Source organism: Pseudomonas sp. NPDC008258, assembly GCF_042956345.1.
Classification (GTDB): Bacteria; Pseudomonadota; Gammaproteobacteria; order Pseudomonadales; family Pseudomonadaceae; genus Aquipseudomonas.
Genome location: NZ_JBIBGE010000044.1, coordinates 1 through 24631, shown reverse-complemented (window position 1 = coordinate 24631; position 24631 = coordinate 1). Strand labels below are relative to the sequence as shown.

Genomic DNA, 24631 nt, shown 5'->3' with positions numbered 1-24631 from the left:
CACCGGCGCAGCCGGTGCCATCCACCGCGTTGGATTCTTCGCGGGCGCGCCCGCTCCCACAGGGGCTGCGATAGACATTTCGATGCTCGCTCAGCGCTGATTGTCGCTGCCTGCCTGGCCGTCAGTTCGCTGCCCCTCACTGCCTCCCATCCCCGGCAAATCACGCTCATCCTCCTGCCTGGCCGGCGGGCTTTGCGGCTCATCACCCGGCAAGCGCGTATCTGTATCCCGTGGCATGGGCTTTTCGATCGGGTTGAGCGTGCTGTCCACACCCGGCCTTGGTGCCGGGTTGTGCGGGTCGTCAGGGTAGGTGGGGCCGGTGCCGACTGCGAGGGCCAGCGGCGAGGTGAGCAGGGCAATCAGCAAGATGCTTGGTCGGGTCATGGCAGGCTCCTTTGCGTCGGGTAGGGCGCGTACTTGCGTTTGGCCCCACCCGAAAGCTCAAGGTGCCATCACCCCGATCAACGGTTACACCACCAGCGACAGCAGCATGATGAAGATGATGCCGACCACTGACAGAATGGTCTCCATCATGCTCCAGGTCTTGAAGGTTTCCGCCACGGTCATGTTGAAGTACTGCTTCACCAGCCAGAAGCCGGCGTCGTTCACATGCGACAGGATCAACGAGCCGGCACCGGTGGCCAGCACCAGCAGCTCGCGGTTCACCCCCGGCACCAGGTCGATGACCGGGGCGACAATGCCTGCACCGGTAATGGTGGCGACCGTGGCGGAGCCGGTGGCGATGCGGATCACCGCCGCCACCAGCCAGGCCAGCATGATGGGCGAGATCTCTGCCTGCACGGCCATCTGGCCGATCACGTTGCCCACACCGGTGTCCACCAGCATCTGCTTGAAGCCGCCGCCGGCACCCACGATAAGCACGATGGCGGCGGTGGGGGCCAGGCTCTGGTCAAGCATCTTCATGATTTGCTGGCGGTTGAAGCCGCGGGCCGAACCAAAGGTATAGAACGCCAGCAACAGGGCCGCGAGCAGGGCGGTGATGGGGTGGCCGATCAGGTCCATCCACTGGCGCACGATGTGTTCGGCCGGCAGCACCACGTCGGCGAAGGTTTTCAGCAGCATCAGCGCTACAGGCAGCAGCACGGTGATCAGGGTGATGCTGAAGCTTGGCAGGTTGCCTTGGTCGGACTCCTTGGCGATCTGGTCCATCAGTTCCTGGGACGGGTTGCCCGGGATATAGCGGGAAATGAAGTTACCGAACAGCGGGCCGGCGATGATCGCGGTGGGCAGGGCCACGATCAGGCCGTAGAAGATGGTCTTGCCGATGTCGGCATGGAAGATGCCGATTGCCAGCAGCGGGCCCGGGTGCGGTGGCACCAGGCCATGAACCACGGAAAGACCGGCCAGCAGGGGTATGCCGATCTTGACCAGCGAAACGCCGGAGCGCCGGGCGACAATGAACACCAGCGGAATCAGCAGCACAAAGCCGATTTCGAAGAACAGCGGGATGCCCACCAGGAAGGCGGCGAACATCATGGCCCAGTGCACGTTCTTCTTGCCGAAGGCGCGAATGAGGGTTTGTGCGATCTGGTCGGCCCCCCCGGAGTCGGCCATCAGTTTGCCGAGCATGGTGCCCAGGGCCAGCACGATGCCGACGAAACCAAGCACGCCACCAAAACCGTCCTGGAACGATTTCATGACCTTGGCCACCGGCATGCCGGAGGTCAGGCCCAGGAAGCCGGCCGCGAGGGTGAGGGCGACGAAGGGGTGCACTTTGAAGTGGGTGATCAGCAGGATCAGCCCGACGATGGTAACCAGCGCGTCGAGCAGCAGGAAGGTATCAGTAGCCAGTCCGAACATGGTTTGAAGGCCTCGGTCTTATCGTTGTTTTGGGCGTAGCTTTTTGGAACTTTTGCCCGCGTTTGCGGGTCGGGGTAGCGCTGTCTTGGGTGAGCCGGAAAAGCCGCCGGGGTCAGGCGGTTTGCGCCAGGCCCGGCTCACCGCAGCGCTTTAGCCAGCGGTCTACCGCTTCGGCCAGTACATCCACGGGCAGGGTGGCGTCCAGTGGCAGGGTCAGTGGCTCGCCGGTTGGCGACTCCAGGGCCGCGAACTGGCTGTCGATCAGGCTGGCCGGCATGAAGTGCCCGGGCCGGGCCCGCACGCGCTTTTCTGCCTCGGCGGGCGAAAGCTCAAGGAACACGAACACCAGCCCAGGCATGGCATCGCGCAGGGTGTCGCGGTAGCGGCGCTTGAGTGCCGAACAGGTCAGGATCGGGCGCTCCCCAGCCTGGGTGGTGGCCTGCAGCTCTTCGCCGAGGCGTACCAGCCAGCCGGCACGGTCGCCGTCGTCCAGCGCAATGCCAGCGCTCATCTTGCGGATGTTTTCGGCAGGGTGAAACGCGTCGCCTTCGATCAGGCGGCCGCCGCTTCTGGCAGCGATGGCGGCGCCGATGCAGCTTTTGCCGCAACCAGCCACGCCCATCACCACGATCGCGGACAGGGGAGAATTCATCAGTACCTCCTGCGGGGTGAGATAGCGCTGTCTCGTCGCCGACGAACAGCCACCTCCCCGGTGTTATTGGTCTTGTCCTTACGCAGTATGGACGCTTGATAGCGAGCGCGTGCTGGCTGCTACCAAAGATTACATTGCCTGCGTCCTGAGACAGCGCTACCTTAGTGGCCGTTCCCCATCCTTGCAAGTAGTAAAATTACAACATCCATGTCCCGCACCGGCTCCCGTACTACAGGTCGTCCCACCCTGGCAGAAGTTGCCAGGCTTTCCGGGGTTTCCCCGATCACTGCTTCGCGTGCCTTGCGCGGGGTCAGCACGGTTGCGCCGGAGCTGGTCGAAAAGGTGGTCGCTGCGGCGGCGAGCCTGGGCTACGTGGCCAACCCGGCCGCCCGCGCCCTGGCCTCGGCCCGCAGCCAGTCGGTGGTGGTGTTGATACCGTCGCTGTCCAACCAGTTGTTCATCGACACCCTGGAAGCCATTCACGAGGTCATGCGCCCGCGTGGGCTGGAAGTGTTGATCGGCAACTATCACTACGACCTCGCCGAAGAAGAAAACCTGATTCGCAATTACCTGGCCTACCAGCCTTGCGGCATGCTGTTGACCGGTTTCGAGCGCAGCGATGCGGCGCGGCAGATGCTGGCCGCCAGTGGTGTGCCTTGTGTACACATGATGGAACTCAATGGCGAGGCTGGGGCACTGTCCGTCGGTTTTTCGCAGCAGCAGGCCGGGCGCGCTGCTGCCCGGCACCTGATCGAGCGCGGGCGCAAGCGCCTGGCGTTCATTGCCGCGCAGCTTGACCCACGGGTGATGCAGCGCGCCGAAGGCTTCCGCCAGGCGCTGGCCGAGGCAGGCATGCAGGCCACCGAACTGGAGGTGCTGACGCCAGAGCCGTCGTCCATCGCCTTGGGCAGCGCACTGTTCAGCCAGTTGTTGCAACAGGCGCCAGATGTCGACGGCATCTTCTTCTGCAACGACGACCTTGCCCAGGGCGCGGTGCTGCAGGCGTTGCGCCAAGGGGTGGAAGTGCCCCGGCAGGTGGCGATGGTCGGTTTCAACGACTTGCCGGCTTCGGCGCACATGGTGCCGCGGCTGACCTCGATTCGCACGCCACGGGCCGCAGTCGGGCGTGGGGCAGCGCAAGCGTTGTTGGCATTGCTTGATGGCAAGCGGGTGCCGAACGCGCAGCAAGACCTGGGGTTTGAATTGATGGTGCGGGAAAGTTCCTGAGCACAAGGCTGCGCATGCAGTGACAGTTCGGGTTCATGAAAATGTAGTAATCCCAAAGTGATAGCACTGTGCTTGCACGGCGCCAACGGCGATCTATGCTCAGGACACCGCGCATAAAGGAGCCCGGCGTCATGTTCGACTTCCATCGCAAGGCCGATTTGGTAGAAATCCAGCGTAGTCACCAAGCTCTGGCCAGCACACAAGCCAAAATGGCAGCGATCAGCCGTTCGATGGCGATGATCGAGTTCACCCCGGATGGCACCATCCTCGATGCCAATGAGCGTTTCTGCCAGGCCATGGGTTATAGCGCTGACGAACTGCGTGGCAAGCACCATCGGATGTTCTGCGAACCGGGTTACGCGCAAAGTGCCGAGTATCAACAACTGTGGCGCGAACTGGGCCAGGGCAAAGCCATCAGCGGTACGTTCGAACGCCTCGACAAAACCGGCCGCGAGGTCTGGTTGGAGGCCAGCTACATGCCGGTGCTGGACGAGCAGCGCCAGGTCACCAGCGTGATCAAGGTGGCCTCCGACATCAGCCAGCGGGTGATGCAGGAGCATGAGAGCGAGAGCCTGCTCAAGGCCATCGGCCGCTCCATGGCGGTTATCGAGTTCACCCCGCAAGGCCGGGTGATCAAGGCCAACCAGAACTTCCTCGATACCATGGGTTATCGCCTGGAAGAGGTCGTTGGCCGCCATCATGGCTTGTTCTGCCTGGCGCATGAGCGTGAGTCGGCCGAGTACCGTGAGTTCTGGGCGTCGCTCAATCGCGGCGAATACCACTCGCACCGTTTCGAGCGCATCAACAAGCAGGGCCAGATGGTCTATCTGGAGGCTTCCTACAACCCCATCTTCGACAGCAAGGGCCGTTTGCACAAGGTGGTGAAATTCGCCAGCGACATTACCCGCCAGGTCTGCACCCAGCAGAGTGCCGCCGACGCCGCCCACGCCAGTTCCATGCAGACCGATGCTTGCGCACGCAAGGGGACCGAGGTAGTGCAGCAGGCAGTACAGGTGATCGAGCAGATATCCCAGGAGCTGAACGACGCGGCGCGCAGTATCGATGCGGTAAGCAAGCAGTCAGATGTGATCGGGCAGATCGTGCTGACCATTCGCGGCATTGCCGACCAGACCAACCTGCTGGCCCTGAACGCGGCCATCGAGGCGGCCCGTGCCGGTGACCACGGGCGTGGGTTTGCCGTAGTGGCCGACGAAGTACGCAACCTGGCGGCGCGCACCAGCAAGGCCACGCTGGAAATCGTGGATGTGGTGCGGCAGAACCACGACCTGTCGCTGCTGGCCGTGGCCAGCATGCAGTCAAGCCTGACCCGCACCGGCCATGGGGTTGCGCTGGCCAATGAGGCCGGCACGGTGATCATGGAAATCCAGCAGGGTTCACGTCACGTCGTGGATGCCATCAGCCAGATCAGTTCGACCCTGCAATTGCACTGAGGGCATCACTCAGTTCGTTCAGCAACGTTTGCAGGCTGGCTTGCAGCTGCGCGCGTTGCTGAACCGTCGGCAGCCCCTGCGCGTGAGCTGCTTCAATGGCCTCGCAATGCCCGACCACCGTGCGCACCCGGATCATCTTCGCCCCGCCCTTGATGCGGTGGGCCAGGTTGCGCACGGTTTCGTCAGGGGCTTCTGGCGCCAATGCGCGCAACGCGGCCAGGTCCTCAGCAACGCTGATTGACAGCTGCTCCAGCAAGTGCCGCGTCAGTTGTTCATCGTCCTGGGTCAGGTGGCGCAATTCGGCCAGGTTGAAACTGCTGCTGCGCGGGGGTTGCACGTGCGTGCCGGCTTGCGGCAGGTGCGCCTTGAGCGTGCGCAGGCCGATAGGCTTGAACAGGCATTCGTCCATGCCGCTGGCCAGGCAGCGGGCGCGCTCTTCGGCCTGGGCATTGGCCGTCACGCCGAGGATCTGGCATGTCGGCAGGCCGTTTTCGGCTTCAAGGCTGCGGATGCGCCGGGTCAGCTCATGGCCATCCATGACCGGCATGCTGCAATCGGTGATCACCAGGTCGAAGCGCGTTGCCTGCCAGCGTTCCAGTGCGACCTGGCCGTTTTCTGCCAGGGTTACGTGATGCCCCAGGGAGTGCAGTTGCCTTTCCAGCAACAGCAGGTTGGCAGGGTAGTCGTCGACCACCAGGATACTCAGTGGGCCCCCGCTGCTTTCAGCTACCGGCACAGGTGGCTCTGCCGGCGCGGGCGCCGGGCAGGCTGGCAACTGCAGGCTGACTTGGACCTTGGTGCCGACGCCTTCCACGCTCTGCAGGCTCAAGCTGCCATCCATCAGCTCGGCGAGGGTACGGCTGATGACCAGGCCCAGGCCAGCCCCTTGGCGTGCCCGTGGGCCGTCGGCCTGAACGAAGGCGTTGAACAACCGCGCCTGATCGGCGGGGCTGATGCCGATGCCGGTGTCACGCACAGACAGTTCGATTGGCAGCTTCTCGTGTGTGTTGGCCGGAGGCAGCAGCAAGCTGGCCTGAACCTCGCCGCGGTCAGTGAACTTGATGGCGTTGCTGATCAGGTTGGACAGGATCTGCTTCAGCCGCACCGGGTCTGCCAGCACCCAGACCGGCTCGCCAGGCAGTTCACCGTGCAGATGCAGGCCTTTGGCCCGGGCGTTGCCTTCGAACACGCGCAGCGTGGCGCGTAGCAGCTCGACCAGGTTGGTAGGCACCGGCTGCAAGGTAATGTGCCCAGACTCGATACGGGAAATATCAAGAATGTCGCCAATCAGTTCGAGCAGGCCGATGGCCGAATCGTGGGCGGTCTGCAAGGTCTGGGTGTCGTAACGGCCGCTGCGGCTGTCTTCCAGCGCCAGCTCCAGCAGGCCGATCACGGCATTCATCGGGGTACGGATCTCATGGCTCATGGTGGCCAGAAAAGTGCTTTTGGTCTGGCTGGCCTGTTCGGCGTCATCCTTGGCCTGGCGCAGCTGTTCGAGCAGGCCGCGGCTCAGGGCCAGTTGTGCTTGCAACGCGTGCTGGGCCTCGGTGCGCTGGTTGATCAGCTTGCGCAGGTAGCTGTTCCAGAACACCACGCCCGCCAGCAGCAGTGCCGATAGCACCAGCACCTGCAACGCCAGGGTGCGGTAATCACGCCATGGGCTGTCGCTGACCAACGTGCTGGTGCGCCAGCGGTTGATCAGCTGGTTCAGCTCTTCGGGTGGGATGCTCAGCAGCGCCTTGTCGAGGATGGCCTGCAGCTGCGGCTGGTCCGCAGCCACGGCAAACGCGGCAATGGCCGGGTCGTCATCCAGCACGCTGGCGATGCGCAAGCGGCCTTTGAATACATGGTTGATGTAGTAGTCGGCATTGATATGGCTACCCAGTGCAACATCGGCAGCCCCACCGGCCACCGCTTCCATCAGCCCGAGCGGGTTGTCCACCTCGACCAGCCGCGCCTGCGGATAGCGTTGTTGCAGCAGCGCCCGCTGCGGTGAGCCGCGTACCAGAGCAATGCGCTGGCCATCCAGAGCCTTGGTTTGTGCGGGGTAAGTGCTGTCGCTACGGGTAACCAGTACCCGAGGGCTGACCAGGTAGGGGCGTGTATAGCGCAATTGCTTCGAGCGATCGGCGCCGTAGCCCAGGGCGCCGATCATTTGTGCATCACCGCGGGCCAGGCGCTCGACCATTGCCTGCGCCGAATCGCTTTCGAGCGGCCGGAACTGCAACCCGGTGCGCAGCGAAATCTGTTTCAGCAAGTCCAGTGTGATCCCGGTTGGGCGGTGCTCGGCGTCGTTGAACGTCAATGGCGCCAGCGAGGTGTTGACCAACACGTCGATGCTGGGGTGGGCCGCGATCCAGGCTTGTTCTTCCTGGCTCAAGGCGGTGATGTGGCGCTGCAGCAGCAGGCTGGTGTTGCCACTGCTCCAGCGGCGCAGGATATTCAGGCGCTCACTTTCGGTGATGCGGGCCAGCGCCTGGTTGACCAGGCGATGCAAGCGAGGGTTGTCACTGGCCAAGGCAAAGGCGAACGCGCCAGCCGGTACCTGGCAGAAGTGGTCGATTTTCAGCGTGCCCTGGTAGCTTTTGCCAATCGTGAAATCGGTGCTGATGGCATCGCCCAGGTAGGCATCGGCTTCACCCAGGTCGACGGCAGCCAACCCGGCCAGGGTCGAGCGGTACAGGCTTAACTGCGCTTTGGGGTACAAGTTGCGCACGGCGCTGGCCGGCAGGTAGTGATCGACCATGGCCAGGCGCAGGCCGGCGAGGTCGGGTGTGTTTTTCAGGCTGCCGCCCTCGCGGGTGACGACCACCGGCAGGTCTTCGGCATACGGGGTGCTCAGGTCGAGCTGGGCATCTGCCGCCTCGAACGCATTGGAGCTGCCCAGCAGGTCGATGCTGCCCTCGCGCAACGCGGCGATGGCCTCGTGGCGGCTGTCGAAGCGGCGTACCTCGACGTTTATGCCCAGCTGCTCGGCGATGATGCCCGCGTAGTCTGCGCTAATGCCTTCGTAGTCCTGTTGGCTGACATTGATTTCAAAAGGCGGATAGTCGGGGCGCGAACTGCCAAGCACCAGGCGTTGGCGTTTTTGCAGCCAGTGCCGGTCTTCGCTGGACAGCTCCAGGGGTGGGGCAGTGCTGATCGAGCGGGCCAGCAACTGGCGAGGTTCGCTGCTGGCCAGCAGTGTGGTAGCGCCTGCCAGGCCGGCGGCAAAAAGGATATACGCCAGCAGGCGCTTCATGGCGGCCGAGGGCTCAGTAGACGCTGTTGCGTTTGGCCAGGTCGACCATCTCGACCAGTGATTCGGTCTTGAGCTTCTCCATGATGCGGCCCCGGTAGGTACTGATGGTTTTGGCACTGAGGTTCATGCAGGTACCGATGTTCTTGTTGTTCTCGCCGCGCGCCAGGCGCCGCAGCACTTCCATTTCACGGTTCGACAGGCTGGCCAGGCGCACGGGTTCGCTTTCCAGCGAGTTGCTGTTGACCGACATCTGCGGGAAGGTGGAATAGCCTTTCACCAAGGCTTTGAGGGCAAACAGCACCGCATCGTAGTCTTCATCCTTGGTGACGAAAGCACCGATGCCGGCATCCAGGCAACGCCGTACGTACAGGTCGGTGGCCTGGCCGGTCAGCACCATGATCTTTGGCACCGGTTCCAGGCATTGCAAGCGCTTGATGACCTCCATGCCATCCAGGCCGGGCAGGCCGATGTCGAGAATGACCACATCCGGACGCAGGTCGCGGGCCACTTGCGCCACTTCGCTGCCATTGCCGACTTCGCCGACGACATGGAAGCGCTCGCGCTCGAGCAGCATGCGCATGGACAGCCGGACGATGGGGTGGTCGTCGACGATAAGCACGGTTGTCATGAGGAAAACTCCTGTCGGGATGTGGTCCGCTTCCTGGAACACTCAGGAATACGTCTGCAAGGGGGTTAATCGGAAGCGCTGCACGATACGACCAATCCTGAGGTTTGGTAATGCCGAGTATAGAAGTGTTGATAATTCGCGCGCCTGCCGTCGAAAATTCCTACAAGCATTGGGAAAGGCATCACCGCTGACCAAGCGGTAATGCCTGATTTTGAGGGGTTAGGCGCAGGCTGCGTGTGGTTTGCTCACGCGTTGGCTGGAGGCAGGGTTGTTGGCCAGCGCCTGGCCAACCCGCGTCGGGCGGGCCGTCAGCTGGCCGGAGCAGTTCGGGCAGCGCCCCTGAAAGCGGGTTTCGGCGCAGGTGCGGCAGAACGTGCATTCAAAGGAGCAGATCAGCGCATCGGGGCTGTCGCCCGGCAGGTCGGTATTGCAGCACTCGCAATTGGGGCGTAATTCCAGCATGGCCATGACTCCTGTTTGCAGGCGGGAACCCGGAGTCTGCTACGGCTGTGGCAATGCTGGCAATGCTCAGTCGCCAGGGCGATACAGGTGGGCGTGCCCGGCGCGGTACAAGGCCGATTCGGCGAACGGGGTATCGCCCAGCACGTGGCCTACCAGGATCAGCGCCGTGCGGCGGAAGTCTTTGCCAGCGACACGTTCGACAATATTGCCGAGGGTGCCGCGCACCCAGTCCTGGTCTGGCCAGGTGGCACGGTGCACCACAGCCACCGGGCATTGCGCGCCGTAGTGCGGCAGCAGTTCTTCGACAATGCGTGCAAGGTGCTTGACCCCCAGGTGTATTGCCAGGGTGCTGCCATGGCGCGCCAGGTCACCCAGTTGCTCGCCGGGCGGCATGGGCGAACTGTCGCCATAGCGGGTGAGGATTACCGTCTGGGCTACCTGCGGCAGGGTCAGTTCACAGCCGAGCAGGGCGGCGCTGGCCGCCGTGGCGGTGACGCCGGGAATGATCTGGTAATCGATACCCAGCGCTTGCAGGTGACGGATCTGTTCACCGATGGCGCCATACAGGCTGGGGTCGCCGCTGTGTACCCGGGCCACGTCCTGGCCTTGTTCGTGCGCGCTGCGCATGGCGGCGATGATCTGTTCCAGGTGCAGTTCGGCACTGTTGATCACGGTCTGGGCCTGGTGGCCTTCGAGCACGGCGGCAGGTACCAGTGAGCCGGCATAGATGATCACCGGGCATTGGCGGATCAGCCGTTGGCCCTTGACCGTGATCAGTTCCGGGTCGCCGGGGCCGGCGCCGATGAAGTAGACCGTCATGGAGAGTCCTTGCAGGAAAAAGGAGTGAAGCGTTCAGCAGGCCAGGGCGATCGTTGCCGGGCCCAGTATCTGGCGGGTCAGTAACAGCCGGGCTGTAGTGCCAGCCTGCTGGCTGGCCAAGGCCAGCGCCGTGCTCTCGGCCACGCCCCAGCAGCCACTGTGGGCATGGGCGGCAGCAGAGCGGTGGCTGAGCAGTGGCTCAAAGACTTGCAGTTGCGCGCTATGGTACAGCACCAGCGGCAGGCCGAGGCGGTTGGCCAGCTGCTGCAAGCCAGCTTCATCGGCCTTGTTGCTGATGCTGGCAATGCCGCGCAGGTCTGCCAGCGCCAGGCCCTGGCTGGCCAGGGCCTGGTGCAGCAGGGTTTGCAGGGTATCCGCCGGGCAACCCCGGCGGCAGCCGAAGCCTGCGTAGAAGGCCGGCATCAGGCCTGGCTGGGGCGGCGGAACAGCCACGCACTGAGCAGGCCCAGCGCCAGCCAGAAAGCCGCGTTGGTCAGCCAGGAGGCCAGCTTGAACTGGGTCTCCAGGGCCTCGGGGGCCAGGCTCTCATGCACATCGGGCTGTGGTGCGCCGATGACATGGGGGATTACCAGCAGCACCGCGCCCAGCGCCTTCAACAGCCAGTGGCGGCCGAACACCAGCAAGGCCAGGCCCAGCGCGGTGGCGCTGGCGGTACCGATCCACCAGGCCTGGCGTTGCCCCAGGTCGGCGGCAGCAGTACCGGGCAGTTCCGGTGGCAGGCCCAGGGTGGGGGCCAGGCAGAACACGGCGAAGCCGGCCAGGCCCCACAGCGCACCCGTACTGGCACGCTGCGGCTCGCGCAGGCTGTACAGGGCCGCGAGGATCAGGGCGAAGCCAACGGCGACCACCAGGTTGCCACCGGTGGTGGACAGCACACGTTGCCAGCCGTCTTCCGGCGACCAGGCCTCGGCGCTGTGTTCATGGGCAGCTACTTCACTGCCATGTTCGTGGTGGGCAACGGGCGCCGAGGATTCGTAGGTTTCCGCTTCAAGGATCAGCGGTGCGACCCAGAAGCTTTGCAGCAGGGTTAGCAGCAGGGCCGCAAGCAGCCCGCTGAAGCCCGCGGTACGGGCAATGCGCGTGATCATCAGGCGTACTCAGTGGCAGGGGAAGGCGGCGCTGTGGCGGGTGTCGTGGGCGGCGTTGTGCACGGCCTCGATGTGCGAGAAACCGGCGAAGTACACCAGGCACAGGCCCAGCAGGCTGGCGCCGACGGCGATGACCAGGCGTTGGCTGAGGGTAACAGGGGTGGCAAGGCTGTGTTGCTTGGCGCTGGTGACGGGCATGACGCGTTCCTCTGCTTTTTGTGGGCAACGGGCAAGCGCGGCAGCCCCGGGCGCGACGGCCCAGGGGAATGCGACAGCGCCCGCCCACCGCGGGGTGTTCATGAACGTCAGGCCGGTCTCCGGGCTTGCGAGGAGGAGCAGGGCTCCTGGAAAGCGTCACCTTCCCATGCCGCACTACAAGGCACAGTGGTATAGACGCTTCGCTCGCTTACCGTTGCGGGGGCAGCACCGGGTTTGTCTTGCCCTGCTGGAGGGCCTGGACGCACCGGTTTCCCGTTTCACCCCCAAAGGGGGCACCTGAACGTGAGGCATAAGGAGAGCATGGGGCGGGGTTGGCGTCAATTGGCAGTTTACACGGGCGCGCCGCCTTCCCTGTGGGAGCGGGTTCACCCGCGAACACCGGCTTTGCCGGTGCCATGCACCGCGTTGGTTTCTTCGCGGGTGAACCTGTACATAGTGATCCCATCAAGGCTCACAGGTATTCGCCACAAGATATGCAGTGCTCGTGAGACCGAGCGCCGCCCGCGCGGCGCATCGCGAGCAAGCTCGCTCCTACATTTGTTTCGGGCCAGTACCGCCTGTGCCAGGCGCGCGCGACCGCCTTGTTCGTACGGCGCGATATCGAGCCATGCGCCAAAGCGTTCGCGCGCAAATCCCGCAGGACTGATTGGCCCGAAACAAATGTAGGAGCGAGCTTGCTCGCGATGCGCCGCGCGGGCGGCGCTCGGTCTTTCAGGCTCTGAAGATGTTATGGCGAGCACCTGGCAACCCTGATGCCATTGCCAGAAACCATAGAATCTCCCACAGGTCACTGGCCTTGAGAACAGTGATACTCCTTGTTGCCACAGCTGCCTCAGAGAATCTGAAGGCAGTGATATCCCTGTGGGAGCGGGCTTGCCCGCGAAGGGGCCAGCACAGCGTGTAGAGGTCTAGGCTGTGCGGGCAGTGAGCCCGGCCTCGCGCTGTTCGACCAGTGCCCGAATACGAGGAATCAGGTCCTGCCCATACTCTACTGCATCGCGCAACTGGTCAAAGCCACGGAACAGGAAGGTGGTAACCCCAAGCTCATAATACGCCAGGGCCGCCTCGGCCACCTGGTCCGCAGTGCCTACCAGCGAAGTGGAGTTACCTGCACCGCCACCTAGCGCCGCAATCTCGGTCCACAGCCGGGTGTCGTGCACCTTGCGCTGGCTGGCCAGCTGCACCAGGCGTTCGGAGCCGGCATTGCTCTTGCCGAAGTTCTTCTCGCGGCGGTTGCCCTGGCGGATACCGATGCGTTCCTGGGCGTCGGCCAGGATACGCTCGGCGCGGGCCCACGCTTCGGCCTCGGTGCCCCCCAGGATCGGCCGCAACGACAGGCTGAAGCGGATGTGCTTTTCGCGCCCGTAGCGGGCCGCGGCCTTGCGCACCTTGGCGATGCGCTCGCGCACCTGCTCCAGCGGCTCGCCCCACATCATGTACACATCGGCGTGCCTGGCGGCCACTTCGACGGCGGCGTCTGACGCCCCGGAGAAATAGATCGGCAGGTTCTGCACCGGCTTGACCAGCGTCAGGTTGTCCTCGACGCGGTAGTGGGTGCCTTGGTGGTCGAAAGGTTCGTGGCGGGTCCAGGTGTTGCGCAGCACCTGCAGGTACTCATCCGTGCGGGCATAACGGGCATCCTTGTCGAGGAAATCGCCATCGCGCTGCAGGTCGCCACTGTCGCCGCCGGTGATGACGTTGATCGAGGCCCGGCCGCGGCTCAGCTGGTCGAGGGTGGCGAACTGGCGGGCAGCGAAGGTTGGGGCCTGGAACCCTGGGCGGTGGGCGACCAGCAGGCCGATGCGCTCGGTAAGCGCTGCCACGTAGCTGGCAAGGATCATCGAGTCTGGTGCACTGGTATTGACCGCCAGCAGCGCCTTGTCGAAGCCGCCGTACTCCTGGGCCTGGGAGAAGGCCTTGATGAACTCCAGATCAACCAGCGGACCTCGCGGCGCCTGGGATTCGCTGCTTTCCTGCGGGCCGATGAGGCCGATGAATTCGAGGCTCATGGGTGAAGCTCCTGTACTGTTGAGTGGGCGAGTCGGGCCGCGACAGGAGCGTTGCATGATGCAGGGATTGCTGCCTGGCGGGCTGTGTTAGACGGCCTCCGCCAGGTGTGGGGTCGGTCTTGATGGGTAGACCTTAGCGTGGGGTGGGTGAGGTTGTGAAAGGCTTTTTGGATCTATGCTAATAATGTTAAATGCGCATTATGCGTAGTGCGCAAAATGCTATTTATGCATTTCAATGCTTCATATGATCTTCCTGCTTGATTCATCTAGGGCGGTAAGTCGTTAGCCTATAAACGTCGCTGGCAATATCGTCAGGTGAGCGGCGGATCTGCATGGAGATTTTAGTAAGGTATCCGTCTTCTTGTGGAATCCATGCGGACGTATTAATTGTACCTTCAGCTGCTCTCACAACAATGTTGTTTATGTTGGAGAATGTTTGCGGGAAGTCTGTTGTGCCTAGATTGCAGGAAAGCAAGGTGGCTTTTCTGTAATCTTTTGGATTAATGTTCTTTGACAACATCCAGTTTGTGAGCTGTTCTGGGCTTTGATTCATTCCATCTATGGAAATGGTTTGTCCCTGGCCATGTGCCAAAACCACTATCTTAGGTTTGCGAAGTACGTTTTGGGTAGTCTTATAAATTCCGTCGCCGTATTCCCCCCAGCCGTAGATTTTCTCCAGTTTTCTATACTGATTCTGCTTTAAACCCAAAAAGCGCGCGATGCTAAAGTGACCGTCCGGGTCAAAGTTATTAACTGGATCATTAAGTGCGTACGCGTATGTGTTGATTCCTCCTTTGCCAAACGGACTCGCACTGTCAGGGCTTGTGAATCGCATCAACGATGAAAACCAGCGATATCCCGCGCCTAGGGCGTACAGCATGCTCACGGTGTCCCAATGCTCTCCATTGAACCCCAGCGGCAGTTCCGCCAACCCCTGGCCAAAGCCAAAAGCCGTGTAAGTAATCACTTGGGTATTACCAGGGTTCATCACGCGTAGCGGAGATTGCGTACTGTCAATTGCGACCAGGCTGGAAGGGGTTGATACGCATTGCTGTAGAGCAAGCGCTTGGCGACCGTGTCCCAGTATTCGAATGGCCTTGGTAGGATGAATTAGGGCCGTGGGGGATGTTAGGTGGTAAAAAAGCAGCATGCGATAGGCTCCCGTTTTAACTCCACTTTCATAGCTTCTCCGTAACCTCGCAACTGTTAGAAGTGTCAGGTTGCGGAAATGGTGTTGAGGCATATTCATTGCATGTTGATACTTCGGTGATCTGGTGCCACCTAAGCGCTGCCAATCAAGCCGCGGTCGTAACTAAACTCCCAGGAATTGCGGCTATCAACTCTCGCGTATACGCATTAGTCGTTCCATCGAACACCTGTGCCACCGTCCCGTGCTCCACCACCTGCCCCTGGCGCAGCACCAGCACCTGATCAGCCATGCTCGCTACCACCGCCAGGTCATGCGACACCAGCACATACGCCATGCCCAGCTCCCGTTGCAGCTCATCCAGCAGTGCCAGAATCTGTGCCTGCACCGACACATCCAGCGCACTGACCGGCTCGTCGAGCAGCAACAACTCCGGCTGCAACGCCAGCGCCCGGGCGATAGCCACGCGCTGGCGCTGGCCACCCGACAATTCGCGAGGCAGGCGGTCAAGGTAGCTGAGCGGCAGGTGCACGCGCTCTATGAGTTCGCGTGCACGCTGCTCCAATGCGGCACCTTTGAGAAGGCCAAACGACACCAGCGGCTCGACGATGCTGTCGAACACGGTAAACCGTGGGTCGAGGGCGGCGAAGGGATTCTGCTGCACCAGCTGCATGCGCTGGCGCAAGGGGCGGAACTGCTGCCAGCTGTAACCGGTGACGTCCTGCTGGTCGAACAGAATGCGGCCTTGGCTGGGTGCTTCCAGGCCCAAGGCGATGCGCAATGTGGTGCTCTTGCCCGAACCCGATTCGCCGACAATGGCCAGTGTCTGCCCGGGGTGCACCTGCAAGTCGAGGCCTTGCAGGGCGACAAAACGGTTGTCCTGGCCTTTTACCTTGGGCAGGTCAAAGGCCTTGCCAACCCCGTGCAGGCTCAGGATCGGCTTTGCCCCAGGCGCCAAGGGGCGGGGCTGGCGCCGTGCACCGAATGCCGGCGCAGCATTGAGCAGGGCACGGGTATAGGGGTGTTGGGGGGCTTGCACGATCTGTACAGGTGGGCCTTGCTCGACCAGTTCGCCTTGCCTCATCACCAGCAGGCGGTCGGCGCGGTCGGTGGCCATGCCCAGGTCGTGGGTGATGATCAGCAGCGAGATGCCACGCTCGGCCACCAGCCGCTGCAAATGATCGAGGATCTTGCGCTGCACGGTTACGTCCAGCGCGCTGGTGGGTTCGTCGGCGATGATCAGGCGCGGGTTGCCGGCCAGGGCAATGGCAATCAGCACCCGTTGGCGCATGCCGCCAGACAGTTCGTGTGGGTATTGGCGGGCGCGCAAGGGCGGGTTGTCCAGGCCAACCTGAGTGAGCAGCTCCAGCACATCGGCATCGACGCTGCGCGACCGGCCGCCTTGGGCCAGCACCAGCGCTTCGCCGATCTGCTGGCCAATGCGCAAGGTGGGGTTGAGGCTGACCATCGGGTCCTGCGGCACCAGGCCTATGGTGCGCCCGCGTAATTGCCGTTTCTGCCGTTCACTGGCCCGCGCCACATCCAGCCCGTTTACCCACAATTGGCCGCTGTCGATGTGCGCGGTAGCAGGCAGCAGGCTGAGCAGGGCGTTGGCCAGGGTCGACTTGCCCGAGCCCGATTCGCCGACAATGGCCACGGTTTCACCCTGGGCCATGCTGAAGCTAAGTTTTTTGACGGCTTGCGTGGTATGGCTGGCTGCGCGGTAGCTGATGCACAGGTCGCGCACGGCAAGCAGTGGCTGGTCGTTCATCGTGCGTGCTCCTCGAAGGTACGGGCCAGGTGGTTGAGGCTGAACACCACCGCGACCACGAACAGGCCGGGCAGTAGCGATACCCAAGGGGCGGTGATCAAAAAGTGCCGGCCGTTGGCAATCAAGGTGCCCCATTCAGCGGCTGGCGGTGCTGCGCCAAAGCCCAGAAAACTCAACCCGGCGGTGGCCAGGATGGCGGCACCGAAGTCCAGCGTGGCCAGCACGGCCACCGGCCCCCAGGCATTGGGCAGCACATGCCGCAGCAAGGTGCGGCGCCAGCTGGCGCCCCCCAGGCGTGCGGCCTCGACATAAGGCAAGGTCTTGACCCGTAGCACTTCGCCGCGGGTGGTGCGGGCAAAGCCAGGGATGATGCCGACACCGACGGCAATCGCTACCGGCACCGTGCCAAAGCCGATGGCCGTGACGATGGCCAGGGCCAGCAGCAGGCCTGGCAGGGCCAGCAGCACATCCACCAGGCGCATGAGGGCGGCATCCACGCGGCCGCCGGCAAACCCGGCCAGCACGCCCAGGGTCAGGCCACCGGCCAATGCGATGCCAACCGCCAGCAGTGCCGCCTGCACCGACAGGCTGGCGCCATACACCACGCGGGTGTACAGGTCGCGGCCCAACTCGTCGGTGCCGAACCAGTGGGTGGCACTGGGTGGCCGCAGTTTGTCGAAGGGCGACGTGGCATAAGGGTCGAAGCTGGTCAGCCAGTGCGGCGCCAGTGCTGCGAGCAAGGCGAACAGCACCACCACCAGCGCCAGGCTGAAGCCCGGGCGTGCCAACAGAGGGGCGAGTGCCTGGCCCAGGCGCTGCAGGCGGGTGCGGCGCTTCCAGGTTGCAGGCGGGGCGGCGGCCCGCAAGGGGTGAGTATCGGCGGTCATGGTCAGGTCACCTTCGTGGCGTGAGCGATACGGGGGTCGAGGTACGGGTAGAGCAGGTCGACGATCAGGTTCACCAGCACGAAGGCGGCCGCAGACACCGCGACAATCGCCAGCACCACCGGAATGTCCTGCCTTAGCACCGCCTCCTGGGCAAGCCGGCCCACACCGTTGCGCGAGAAGATGGTCTCGACCAGTACCGCCCCGGACACCGTGTTACCTACTTGCAGGCCCACCAGGGTGAGGATGGGTAACGCGGCATTGCGCAGGCCATGACGCGCCTGCACTTGGGCACGGCTCAGGCCCTTGGCGAATGCGGTGGCGATGTAAGGCTCCTGCCACACACCCTGAAACCCGCGCTGCAGCACCTGGGCGTATACCGCGGCGCTGGGGATGGCCAACGTCACGGCCGGCAGCACCAGGCTGGCAAAGCCCTGGCTGCCGGTGGCCGGGAACCACCCCAGGCCAAAGGCGAACACCTGGATCAGCAGCAGCCCCATCCAGAACACCGGCACCGAAAAGCCCAGCGATGGCAAGCGCGACAGCGCAACTTTCAACGGTTGCCATTGCAAATAGGCGGTGAGGTAGGCCAGGCCGATGCCACCCAGTAACGACAGCAAGATGGCAAAGCCGGCCAGCGCCAGGGTTTGCGGCAGGCGCTCGGCCAGCAGCGCGGTCACTGGCCGGTTCAACGACAGCGACTGGCCCAGGTCGCCATGCAATGCACGCCACAGCAGGTCGAAGTACTGCTCGAAGATACCCTTGTCCAGCCCGTAGTAGGCACGTGCCTTGGCCAGGTCCTCGGGTGACAGCCCATCGGCTTCCATGCCCGAGGCACTGAGCATGATCGCCAAGGTGTCGCCGGGCAGCATGTACAGGATGAAATAGGTGATGGTGTAGGCGCCCCACAGCACCAGCAGCGCCTGGCCGATGCGGCCGATCAGGTAGCGGTTCATGGCTGCGCGACCTGGATGTCACTGAGGAAAGCAAAGCCCTCGGCTGTCCAGCGGAAGTCCTTGACCCGTGGCGCGGTAGCGGCCTGCCACACGCGTTCGTACAGCGGGAACGCCGAGGCTTCATCCACCAGCAGGTCCTGCAACTGGCCATAGGCCTGGGCGCGTTGATCGTCGCGTGTGGCAGTGATGCCGTTGTCGAACAAGGTCTGCGCCTGGGCCAGGGTGTGCGGCTCGTAGGTATTGGTGGCCAGGGTGGCGCTGCTGGCGGCGCGTGGGTCGAGAATGGTCTGCAGGATGATCGGGTCGGCGCGGGTCATGTAGGTGGAGGTGAGGTCGTAGTTGCCCGAGGCATTGCCCGCCACCCATTCGGCGCGGGTCAGCACGTTCAGCTTGAGGTCGATGCCGACCTTGCGCAGCTGGTCCTGTACCAGCACATCACCGGCGCTTTCGGCGGGGGTGAGGTTGTAGCGCAGGGTCAGGCGCTTGCCGTCCTTGTGCCGGTAGCCATCGTCGCCCTTGCTCCAGCCGGCAGCATCCAGCAGGCGTTCGGCGCCTTGCGGGTCGTAGGCGAGCTTGTCGGCTTGAGGTTTGAAGTACGGTGTGGTCACGTCATACACCCCGGTTACTACCGGGAACTCGGCGTTGTATACGGTGTGCGCATAGCTGGTGCGGTCGATGGCCTTCTGCAAGGCCAGGCGCACCTGACGGTCGCCGAGCAGGCGGTCGTTGCGGGTGTTGGGGTACAGGTTGAGCGCCGGGCCTGGCAGCGAGCGGCTCTGGATGGTCGCGCCTTTTGCCTGGAACAGCTTCAGGTCAACTTCGGAGAACGGGTTGCGCGGCCAGAGGATGTCGGCCTTGCCCTGCAGGAACAGGCCGTTGCGCACGCTTTCTTCGGGGATGTAGGTGATCTCCACGCGGTCGAGGTGGGCCGCGCCGGGGTTTTTGACGTTGGCCGAGGCCCAGGCGTAGTCCGCCCGCTTGACCAGGCTCGCGCCGACTTCCGGGGTGTAGTGTTCGAGGGTGAACGGGCCGGTGCCAATGATCTTGCCCAGCGAACGCTCCTGGGCGCTGAGCGCGTAGGAGGCGGGGGCGAGGATGGCCAGGTTGGTGGTGGAGGTGGCCTGCAGGAAGCCGGCGTTGGGGCGCGACAGCACCAGGCGTACGGTGAACGGGTCGACCACTTCGGCATGGTCGTAGCCTGCCAGGTAGGTGGCGCCAAAGGTGGCGGGCAGTTGCGTGGCGAAGGCCTTGTTGCTGTCGAAGGCGGTTTTCACGGCTTGGGCGTCGAAGCGCTCGCCATTGCTGAAGGTGACGTCCTGGCGCAGGTGGAAGGTGTATTGCAGCGCGTCGTCGCTGACCTCCCAGCTTTTCGCCAGCCAAGGGATGATACGGCCTGTGGCCGGGTCCTGGTCGGTGAGCGATTCGGCGACGTTGCGCAGCAATACACGGTGCTCCAGCCAGTAGACCTGGAACGGGTCGACGCTGACCAGCGTGGTGTTGTCGCCCCAGAAGGCGATGTTCAGGGTTTTGCTGGTGCTTTCTTCGCTGGAAGGGGAGCAGCCGGCGAGTGTGAAGGCCAGGGTGGCGCAGGCCAGCAGGTTTCTGGCCAGGTGGAATGGGGGCATTGGGTGATCCTTGCGTGATAGTGATTTTGCCTGTGCTGGCCTCTTCGCGGGCACGCCCGCTCCCACAGGTACTGCATGCATTTCAAGATCGGTGCGATCCCTGTGGGAGCGGGCGTGCCCGCGAAGAGGCCGGTACAGGCCAAAGAAAACCTGTCAGTTCTGGTAATCCAGCCCCTCCCGATCCAGCTGCCGGATCAGTGCATCCCAATGCCGCTGAATACCTTCACCCAATCCATCGGAAAACCGCTTGGACTGCTCATGCACCTTGGCAATCGCCGCCGGCGCCGCATGCAGCAACTGGTCATTGCCCCCGGCCTGCGCCGCCATCTGGATGTTGCAGGCGCGCTCCAGCCCGTGCAGTTCGCGGAAGGCATGCTCCACGCTGACACCCCCGGTCAGCAGCCCGTGATTGCGCAAGATCAAGATGTTGCTGTCACCCAGGTTGGCCACCAGCCGTTGCTGTTCGTCCAGGTCCAGGGCGACGCCTTCGTAGTCGTGGTACACCACGCGGCTGTAGTACGCCAAGGCGTGCTGCGAGATCGGCAGCAGGCCATCGCGCTGGGCCGACACTGCGGCGCCATCGCGGGTGTGGGTGTGCAGCACGGCCTTGAGGTCGTGCCGGGCGCGGTGGATGGCGCTGTGAATGACATAGCCTGCCTGGTTGATGCCCAGGCCCAGCGGGTCGTCGATGATGGTGCCGTCCACATCCACCTTCACCAGGTTGGACGCGGTGATCTCGTCGAACAGCAGGCCGAAGGCATTGATCAGGAAGTGCTCGTCAGGCCCCGGTACGCGTGCCGAAAAATGTGTGTAGATGTGGTCGGTCCAGCGGAACAGTGCGGCCAGGCGGTAGGCCGCCGCCAGCTTTACCCGCACCTCCCATTCCTCGGCGCTGACCCGTTGGCGCACAGTGTTTTCCTGGGGGGTGACGATAGACAGTGCAGTCATGGTGTTCTCCAAAATGTGTGGTTCAGTAGCCGCGCTGGGTGTCGACCAGGTTGTGCAGGGGCGCCTGCTCGCGGTAACGGGCGAAATTGTCGAGAAAGGCTTCGAGCAGGGCTGGGTAGCCATCCTCGGAAATGGCTGAGGTGTGCGGCGACAGGAATACCCGTGGGTGGTGGTACAGCGGGTGGCCTGCCGGCAGCGGTTCGGGCTCGGTGACATCGAGGCTGGCGCGGCCGATCAGCCCGCTGTCCAGGGCATCGAGCAGGGCGTCCTGGTCCAGCAGGCCGCCACGGGCGATGTTGACCAGGTGCAGCCCGGGCTTGGCCTGGGCCAGTACCTGGCGGTCGATCAGGCCACGGGTCGCGGGGGTGAGCGGGGCGGCGATGACCAGGTGATCGCTGCCGGCAAACAGCTGCTGCAGGTTGTCGACGCGCCGCACGCCCGGCACCTCGGCAATGGGCTGGCCTGGGCGGTTCAGCGCCAGTACCGGCATGCCCAGGGCGCTTGCCTTGCGTGCCAGGCTCTGGCCGATGCTGCCGAAGCCGAAGATGCCCAAGGTGCGGCCACGTACGGGGGCCAACGGCGTCAGGCGCCAGTCGGCATCTTTTACCCACAGGCCCGGCAATTGCTTGGCAGCGGCGAACACCAGCGCCAGGGCAAACTCGGCCACCTGCTCGGCATTGGCGCCGCGGCCGCTGGTGACCGGCGGGCCCTGGAACACCCAGTCGGGGTAGAAGTCGATGCCCGAAGAAACCACCTGCACCCAGCGCAACGACCACGGCCAGCCGGCTGGCGGGGTGTCTACGCGGTTACCGCGTACGTTGATAGGGCGCACGATGAACACGTCGGCGGGGACATCCAGCTGCAACTGGCCCGGGGCGATATCGATCACCTCATGGTCGGGCAGTTGATCGCGCAGGTATTGGTTGGCCGGTGCGTCCAGTTGGCTGGCGATGATCGAATGGCTCATGCCGCCACCTCCGTCAGTGCAGCGCGGCCGACATGGCCGAGCACCACGTCGTCCTGAGGGGTGTGGATGCGGCTGCACAGCACATCACGGTAGTGCCGCTCCAGCGGGTTGCGCCGCGACAGGCCAGGGTTGCCGGCAGCCTCGATGGCCAGCTCTACGGCCTGGATGGCGTTGCGGCTGACCAGGTGCTTGAGCTGCCCGGCATGGCGCGGATCGACCTGTCCGGTCACAGCCGCGTTCAGCAGGCTCTGGTTGGCGAACAGCAACGTGTCGATACGCCCGACCACGTCCTGGAAACGCGGCAGGCTGGCCAGCGGTGCACCCAGGTTGGACGGCACCCGCTGGTTCAGGAACTGCACCAGCCAGTCGCGTGCGGCCTGGGCCACACCGTCGTAAAGCGCCGGGAGCAGCACTGCCATCCACAGCAGGCCGGTGCTGTCGAGTTCGGGGCGTGGTGCGCTGGCCGGGCTGACGCTGACGGCATGATCGAGCGGGATCAGCACCTCGTCGAACTGCACCTCATGGCTGCAGGTCGCGCGCATGCCCAGGTGGTCCCAGTCTTCGACGATACGAATGCCCGGGGTGTCCTTGTGCACCAGGAAGCCGCCCACCAGTGGGTCCTGGTCGTCGCTGCGGGCCCATACCAGGTACCAGGTCAGGCCATGGCTGCCGGTGGAGTAGATCTTGCGCCCGGACAACCGCCAGCCTTCGGCAGTGCGCCGGGCAAGGGTGGCCGGCAGGCCGCCGCGGGCGGGGGTGCCCAGTTCCGGTTCGACGCGAAATGCGTTGATCAGCGCGCCGTCGGCCACTGCGGTGCGGGCCACTTGCAGGCGCAGGTGCTCAGGCCAGCGGGCTTCGTCCTGCAGGCGAAAGTGCTGCAGGTACTGCATCATCAGGATCAGGGCGGTCGACGGGCAACCTTTGCCGACGGCAGCAATGACCTGGCGTGCACTGGCCAGGTCGGCACCGCCGCCGCCCAGGGCGCGGGGCACCGTGAAACCCAGCAGGCCATGGCGGTGCAGCAGGCTGAAGTTGTCGGCGGGGAATTGACCGCTGCGGTCGTAGCGTTCTGCGTTGGCGGCCAGGGCCTGGGTGAGTTCGGCAAGTACGCTGGCGGAAGGGGGGTGACTCATGGGTATTCATCCCTGGAACACGGTGGGTTTCTAAGACCGTATTCGTATGGATGAGCGCTGTAAAAGTCTTTTTAGTTCTATGCTAATTATTAGTTGTAAGAATTACATTTATAAATCTTTATGCGTATTGGTTATTTTAAAGGAATTGGGCGATTGGGGCTGCTGCGCAGCCCTTTCGCGACGCAAGGCCGCTCCCACAGGGAACTGTGCTCCGCTGCAGCTCAACCACAGAGCTGCTGGCCAGCCACACGGCCGAACAGCTCGACGGGCTCCTGCAAGTTGCCCAGGTAGCGCGGGTGGAACAGCCACAGGTCCACCTGCGGTTTGAAGTCCGTCACATTGACCACGTCCAGCGCATCCCGATGGCGGCTGTTCTGCAACAACGGTTCGGGCACCAGCCCGAGCCCCTGCCCATTGGCCACCAGGCCCAGTTGCAACTCGGTACCAAAGGTCTCCAGGTTGATCGACAGGCTCAGCCCTTGTTCGCTCAGGGCACGCTGCAGCCCGGCGCGGAAGCCGCAACCATCGGGGTTGAGCACCCAGCCGCGGGTGTAGCAGTCTTTCAGCTTGAGGCTGCGCTTGCCGCTACTGCCCTTGGCCGCCACCACCCGTAGCGGCATGCGTGCAATCGACTGGCTGGCAATGCCCTCGGGGAAGATCTTGCCCGGTGGGAACAGGGCGGCGGCGGCATCCAGTTCGCCGTTTTCCATGCGGGCGATCAGGCTGCTGCCCCAGCCGCTGGTAACCTGTGTGCGCAGGTCCGGGTAGGTTTCACGGATTTGTGCCAAGGCATCGAGCAGCACCACATCGCCCAGGGTTTGCGGAACGCCCAGGCGCAGGGTGCCGGATGGGGCACCGTCGTTGGCCACCAGTTCGCGCAACGAGTCGATCTCACGCAGTATCGCCTTGCACTGCTCGTACACCCGCAGGCCCATGGGGGTGGGCTTCAGGGGTTTGGTGTTGCGGTCGAGCAAGGTGGCGCCCAGGTCTTCTTCGAAGTTCTGCACCCGGCGGGTGATGGCCGGCTGGGTCAGTTGCAACGCCTCGGCGGCGAGGTTGGTCGACTGGCAACGGATGACGGCCACGAAGGCGTCCATGTCATCGATTTTCATATACGGCGCTCACATAGTGGGGCGGTGGGACATACCGGGAGAGCATAATCCCGGATCCGCCTGTTGTCACAGGGAATGGCGCATAGTTCAGGCGCTGCTCCCCTGGCGATTACCCCCCTTGCGTCCCGCTTTTAAAGCGAAAGCGAAACAAATGCTAAAGGTTGTAGGGGTTGTCTGTAGGAACAATTACCGGTGATGGTAGGGTATTTCCTATTCGATTCCGAGCTCTGGACATAGCGTAAATCAGCGACCACCTTGACCGGCAATAGTCTCTCCGGTGTGGGGTTCTGCAATGTCCAAACCGCTTGCCTTGTTCATCAACCACAGCCAGCACAAGCTCGAAGTCCCTGGCCTGAATGCGCTACTGGACGTGCTCGCCTTCGAAGGCGACGAGCGCCTGAGCCAGCCGTTCAAGTACCGCGTGGAGTTCACCTCGACCACGCAGGACAT

22 protein-coding genes, 1 pseudogene and 1 riboswitch are annotated in these 24631 nt (G+C 63.5%); of the genes and pseudogenes, 3 read left to right on the top strand and 20 right to left on the bottom strand.

Going from position 1 to position 24631, the window contains the following annotated elements; genetic code table 11:
- Window positions 1-90 precede the first annotated feature (90 nt).
- The 3 genes from ACFY9W_RS26150 to ACFY9W_RS26140 form a co-directional block, all read right to left on the bottom strand.
- On the bottom strand, window positions 91-384 hold the full coding sequence (locus ACFY9W_RS26150; RefSeq protein WP_391136825.1) for a hypothetical protein: 294 nt from the start codon (window positions 382-384) through the stop codon (window positions 91-93).
- A gap of 84 nt (window positions 385-468) precedes the next feature.
- Window positions 469-1821 (bottom strand): GntP family permease, encoded by a 1353-nt coding sequence (locus ACFY9W_RS26145; protein WP_028698893.1) that lies wholly within the window; start codon window positions 1819-1821, stop codon window positions 469-471.
- 112 nt (window positions 1822-1933) lie between these two features.
- The gene (locus ACFY9W_RS26140; RefSeq protein ID WP_391136822.1) at window positions 1934-2473 is read right to left on the bottom strand and encodes a gluconokinase, GntK/IdnK-type; all 540 of its coding nucleotides are present in this window, start codon (window positions 2471-2473) and stop codon (window positions 1934-1936) included.
- Between the two features lie 207 nt (window positions 2474-2680).
- On the opposite strand from ACFY9W_RS26140, the gene ACFY9W_RS26135 reads away from it, so the two are divergent.
- The 3 genes and pseudogenes from ACFY9W_RS26135 to ACFY9W_RS26125 all read left to right on the top strand — a co-directional run bounded on the left by ACFY9W_RS26135 (window position 2681) and on the right by ACFY9W_RS26125 (window position 5151).
- Window positions 2681-3700 carry a substrate-binding domain-containing protein gene (locus ACFY9W_RS26135; protein WP_391136819.1) on the top strand — a complete coding sequence of 340 codons (1020 nt, stop codon included), beginning with the start codon at window positions 2681-2683 and terminating at the stop codon, window positions 3698-3700.
- A gap of 95 nt (window positions 3701-3795) precedes the next feature.
- Window positions 3796-4614, top strand: a pseudogene (locus ACFY9W_RS26130) (PAS domain-containing protein); the annotation flags it as partial.
- Window positions 4615-4656: 42 nt separating this feature from the next.
- Window positions 4657-5151, top strand: a complete 495-nt coding sequence (locus tag ACFY9W_RS26125) for a methyl-accepting chemotaxis protein (protein WP_391136865.1) — start codon at window positions 4657-4659, stop codon at window positions 5149-5151.
- Here ACFY9W_RS26125 and ACFY9W_RS26120 read toward each other — a convergent pair.
- The 17 genes from ACFY9W_RS26120 to ACFY9W_RS26040 form a co-directional block, all read right to left on the bottom strand.
- Entirely contained in the window at window positions 5126-8392 is a 3267-nt protein-coding gene (locus ACFY9W_RS26120) for a transporter substrate-binding domain-containing protein (protein ID WP_391136816.1), read from the bottom strand. The genes ACFY9W_RS26125 and ACFY9W_RS26120 overlap by 26 nt on opposite strands.
- Window positions 8393-8405: 13 nt before the next feature.
- The gene (locus ACFY9W_RS26115) at window positions 8406-9020 is read right to left on the bottom strand and encodes a response regulator (protein ID WP_391136813.1); all 615 of its coding nucleotides are present in this window, start codon (window positions 9018-9020) and stop codon (window positions 8406-8408) included.
- Window positions 9021-9239: 219 nt separating this feature from the next.
- Window positions 9240-9482 (bottom strand): DUF1272 domain-containing protein, encoded by a 243-nt coding sequence (locus tag ACFY9W_RS26110; RefSeq protein WP_391136810.1) that lies wholly within the window; start codon window positions 9480-9482, stop codon window positions 9240-9242.
- A 66-nt stretch (window positions 9483-9548) separates the two neighbouring features.
- Window positions 9549-10301: a precorrin-4 C(11)-methyltransferase gene (gene cobM, locus ACFY9W_RS26105; RefSeq protein ID WP_391136807.1), complete on the bottom strand. Its 753-nt coding sequence runs from the start codon at window positions 10299-10301 to the stop codon at window positions 9549-9551.
- Window positions 10302-10334: 33 nt separating this feature from the next.
- Window positions 10335-10724 (bottom strand): cobalamin biosynthesis protein, encoded by a 390-nt coding sequence (locus ACFY9W_RS26100; RefSeq protein ID WP_391136804.1) that lies wholly within the window; start codon window positions 10722-10724, stop codon window positions 10335-10337.
- The gene (locus tag ACFY9W_RS26095; RefSeq protein WP_391136801.1) at window positions 10724-11410 is read right to left on the bottom strand and encodes a CbtA family protein; all 687 of its coding nucleotides are present in this window, start codon (window positions 11408-11410) and stop codon (window positions 10724-10726) included. The genes ACFY9W_RS26100 and ACFY9W_RS26095 overlap by 1 nt, the downstream gene beginning before the upstream one ends.
- 9 nt (window positions 11411-11419) lie before the next feature.
- Window positions 11420-11608, bottom strand: coding sequence for a CbtB-domain containing protein (locus tag ACFY9W_RS26090; RefSeq protein WP_391136798.1), 189 nt, complete (start codon window positions 11606-11608; stop codon window positions 11420-11422).
- Window positions 11609-11700: 92 nt separating this feature from the next.
- Window positions 11701-11924, bottom strand: a riboswitch (cobalamin riboswitch).
- A 613-nt stretch (window positions 11925-12537) separates the two neighbouring features.
- Window positions 12538-13638, bottom strand: coding sequence for an LLM class flavin-dependent oxidoreductase (locus tag ACFY9W_RS26085; RefSeq protein ID WP_391136794.1), 1101 nt, complete (start codon window positions 13636-13638; stop codon window positions 12538-12540).
- 262 nt (window positions 13639-13900) lie between these two features.
- Entirely contained in the window at window positions 13901-14788 is an 888-nt protein-coding gene (locus ACFY9W_RS26080; protein ID WP_391136791.1) for an RHS repeat-associated core domain-containing protein, read from the bottom strand.
- 145 nt (window positions 14789-14933) lie between these two features.
- Complete coding sequence (locus ACFY9W_RS26075) at window positions 14934-16556, bottom strand: dipeptide ABC transporter ATP-binding protein (RefSeq protein WP_391136788.1); 1623 nt, start codon at window positions 16554-16556, stop codon at window positions 14934-14936.
- Complete coding sequence (locus tag ACFY9W_RS26070; RefSeq protein WP_391136786.1) at window positions 16553-17443, bottom strand: ABC transporter permease subunit; 891 nt, start codon at window positions 17441-17443, stop codon at window positions 16553-16555. Before ACFY9W_RS26070 ends, ACFY9W_RS26075 begins: the two co-directional genes overlap by 4 nt.
- 2 nt (window positions 17444-17445) lie before the next feature.
- Window positions 17446-18396, bottom strand: a complete 951-nt coding sequence (locus ACFY9W_RS26065; protein ID WP_391136783.1) for an ABC transporter permease subunit — start codon at window positions 18394-18396, stop codon at window positions 17446-17448.
- The gene (locus ACFY9W_RS26060) at window positions 18393-20021 is read right to left on the bottom strand and encodes an ABC transporter substrate-binding protein (RefSeq protein ID WP_391136780.1); all 1629 of its coding nucleotides are present in this window, start codon (window positions 20019-20021) and stop codon (window positions 18393-18395) included. Before ACFY9W_RS26060 ends, ACFY9W_RS26065 begins: the two co-directional genes overlap by 4 nt.
- 153 nt (window positions 20022-20174) lie before the next feature.
- Entirely contained in the window at window positions 20175-20969 is a 795-nt protein-coding gene (locus ACFY9W_RS26055; RefSeq protein ID WP_391136777.1) for a class II aldolase/adducin family protein, read from the bottom strand.
- Window positions 20970-20991: 22 nt separating this feature from the next.
- Window positions 20992-21936: an NAD(P)-dependent oxidoreductase gene (locus ACFY9W_RS26050; protein ID WP_391136774.1), complete on the bottom strand. Its 945-nt coding sequence runs from the start codon at window positions 21934-21936 to the stop codon at window positions 20992-20994.
- Window positions 21933-23069, bottom strand: coding sequence for an acyl-CoA dehydrogenase family protein (locus tag ACFY9W_RS26045; RefSeq protein ID WP_391136771.1), 1137 nt, complete (start codon window positions 23067-23069; stop codon window positions 21933-21935). The genes ACFY9W_RS26050 and ACFY9W_RS26045 overlap by 4 nt, the downstream gene beginning before the upstream one ends.
- Before the next feature lie 221 nt (window positions 23070-23290).
- Window positions 23291-24181: a LysR substrate-binding domain-containing protein gene (locus ACFY9W_RS26040; RefSeq protein WP_391136768.1), complete on the bottom strand. Its 891-nt coding sequence runs from the start codon at window positions 24179-24181 to the stop codon at window positions 23291-23293.
- Window positions 24182-24631: the final 450 nt, after the last annotated feature.